3 protein-coding genes are annotated in these 2,656 nt (G+C 60.9%); 1 reads left to right on the forward strand and 2 read right to left on the reverse strand.

The window, feature by feature from the left end; translation table 11 throughout:
* Window positions 1-1,317 (reverse strand): RelA/SpoT family protein (locus EOD07_RS29925; protein ID WP_164772674.1); only part of this gene is annotated, 1,317 nt, incomplete at its 3' end.
* Between the two features lie 126 nt (window positions 1,318-1,443).
* A complete protein-coding gene (rpoZ, locus tag EOD07_RS29930) occupies window positions 1,444-1,845 on the reverse strand; it encodes a DNA-directed RNA polymerase subunit omega (protein WP_040984249.1) in 402 nt (133 codons plus the stop codon).
* A 305-nt stretch (window positions 1,846-2,150) separates the two neighbouring features.
* Between rpoZ and EOD07_RS29935 the strand changes: the two genes are divergently transcribed.
* Window positions 2,151-2,656 (forward strand): NYN domain-containing protein (locus tag EOD07_RS29935; RefSeq protein WP_164772675.1); only part of this gene is annotated, 506 nt, incomplete at its 3' end.

Raw genomic sequence — 2,656 nt, forward strand, 5'->3', positions numbered from 1 at the left:
CAGCGGCATGATGCGGCCGTTGACCTTGGCGCCGACGCAGGTGTCGCCGACATCGGTGTGGACGGCATAGGCGAAGTCGACCGGCGTGGCGCCGCGCGGCAGCGCGATCAGCATGCCCTTGGGCGTGAAGCAGAACACCTGGTCCTGGAACAGCTCCAGCTTGGTGTTCTCGAGGAAATCCTCCGGATTATCGCCTTCGGCCAGTTGCTCGATGGTGCGCCGCAGCCAGGCATAGGCGTTGGTTTCCCTGGAGATCGCATGGCCGGCGCCATTCATCTTGCCGCCACTGTCCTTGTAGATCGAATGCGCGGCGACGCCATATTCGGCGATCTTGTTCATCTCCTTGGTGCGGATCTGCAATTCGACGCGCTGGCGCGACGGCCCGACGATGGTGGTGTGGATGGAACGATAGTCGTTCTGCTTCGGCGTCGAGATGTAGTCCTTGAAGCGGCCGGGCACCATCGACCAGGTGGTGTGGATGGCGCCAAGCGCGCGATAGCAGTCGTCGACCGTATCGACGACGACGCGGAAGCCGAAAATGTCGGATAGCTGCTCGAAGGAGAGCGCCTTGGCCTCCATCTTGCGGAACACCGACCATGGCTTCTTCTGCCGGCTCTTCACGCTCGCCTTGATGGCATGTTTCTCGAACAGGCCCGAGAGCGCCGTCTCGATCTCCTGAAGGACGCCCTTGTTGCGCTCGAAAATCTCGGCAAGCCTTGCGGTGACGGCGCGATAAGCCTCCGGATTGATATAGCGGAAGGCGATTTCCTCCAGCTCCTCGCGCATGCCCTGCATGCCCATGCGCCCGGCCAGCGGCGCGTAGATGTCCATCGTCTCCTCGGCGATGCGCAGGCGCTTGGACTCGGGCATATGGTCGAGCGTGCGCATGTTGTGCAGGCGGTCGGCCAGCTTGACCAGGAGAACGCGAATGTCCTCGGAGATCGCGAGCAGAAGCTTGCGCAGGTTTTCCGCCTGCTCGGCCTTCTTGGAGACCAGATCGAGCTTCTTCAGCTTGGTGAGGCCCTCGACCAGCTTGCCCATTTCGGGGCCGAAGAGCTCGTCGATCTCGGCCCGGGTCGCCGTCGTGTCCTCGATCGTGTCATGCAGCAGGGCAACGGCGATGGTCGCCTCGTCCATATGCATGTCGGTGAGGATGGCGGCGACTTCGAGGGGATGCGAGAAATAGGGATCGCCCGAGGCGCGCTTCTGGTGGCCATGCTTCTGCATGGCATAGACGTAGGCCTTGTTGAGCAGCGCCTCGTTGACGTCAGGCTTGTAGCGCTGGACGCGCTCGACAAGCTCATACTGACGCATCATGGGCGGAATCTCGCGGTGCTGAAATGAATCATGCGCCGCTGTTGCTTGCGGCGCATGTCATAGATAGCCACGAAACTTACGAGACGGAAGTGCCGGATGCTTGATCCAGGCAAGTTCCCATGACGCTTAGTAGTCGTCGCTCTTTTCCGGCGGCACCAGACCTTCGATGCCGGCGAGCAGGTCTTCCTCGCTCATACGGTCGAAGGCGATGTTTTCCTCGGCGTCGTCGGTGTCGGCCGCGACAGCGGTCGCGCCGGTCTGGTCGGTGATCGCCTCGCCTTCGGCCTCCGGCTCGTCGACCTCGACATGCTTCTGCAGCGAGTGGATCAGGTCTTCCTTGAGGTCGTCGGGAGAGAGCGTCTCGTCGGCGATCTCGCGCAGCGCGATGACCGGGTTCTTGTCATTGTCGCGCGGGACGGTGATCTGCGCGCCCTGGCTGATCTGGCGGGCGCGATGGCCGGCGAGCAGCACGAGTTCAAAACGGTTATCGACCTTGTCGATGCAATCTTCAACGGTTACGCGGGCCATGGACTGCCCCTTTCATGCGATGGATTTAATGGAAAGCTGGCGCGCTCCATAACGCGAGCGCGGCCGAAACACAAGCTTTATGGCGCCGGCGCCGACTTTCGCGGCCCCTTGCCCGGCTCATCATCGGAGCGCGCCATGATGGCGCTCACATAGTCGCGATCACAATTGCTTGCAATGCGGGCCGTGCCCTTGGATATCCACAAATTGCGCGTTATCTCGGATGTGACGGTACCGAGGCCCATTTGCCGGGCCTATTCGTCAAACGCTTTTAGACGACAGAAATTTTCGAAAAGGGATGTTTTTCAATGTTCGATCCCCGTGAAAAGATCGCTCTTTTCATCGACGGCGCCAATCTTTACGCCACGTCCCGCGCGCTGGGCTTCGACATCGATTACCGCAAGCTCCTGTCGAGCTTCCAGAAGCGCGGCTACCTGCTGCGCGCTTATTACTATACCGCGCTGGTCGAGGATCAGGAATATTCCTCGATCCGGCCGCTGATCGACTGGCTCGACTATAACGGCTTCAAGGTGGTGACCAAGCCCGCCAAGGAATTCACCGACTCGACCGGCCGCCGCAAGATCAAGGGCAACATGGACATCGAGCTGACCGTCGATGCGCTGGAGCTCGCCGATGTCGTCGACCACTATGTGATCTTCTCCGGCGACGGCGACTTCCGCACGCTGGTCGAGGCACTGCAGCGACGCGGCCGCAAAGTGTCCATCATCTCGACCATGGCCTCGCAGCCGCCGATGATCTCAGACGATCTGCGCCGCCAGGCCGATCATTTCATCGATCTGATGACGCTGAAGAG

This window comes from Mesorhizobium sp. M2C.T.Ca.TU.002.02.1.1, from assembly GCF_003997225.1.

What these genes read in the sequence shown, in the direction of transcription:
- rpoZ (WP_040984249.1), bottom strand. Translation starts at nt 1,845, where the DNA reads ATGGCCCGCGTAACCGTTGAAGATTGCATCGACAAGGTCGATAACCGT.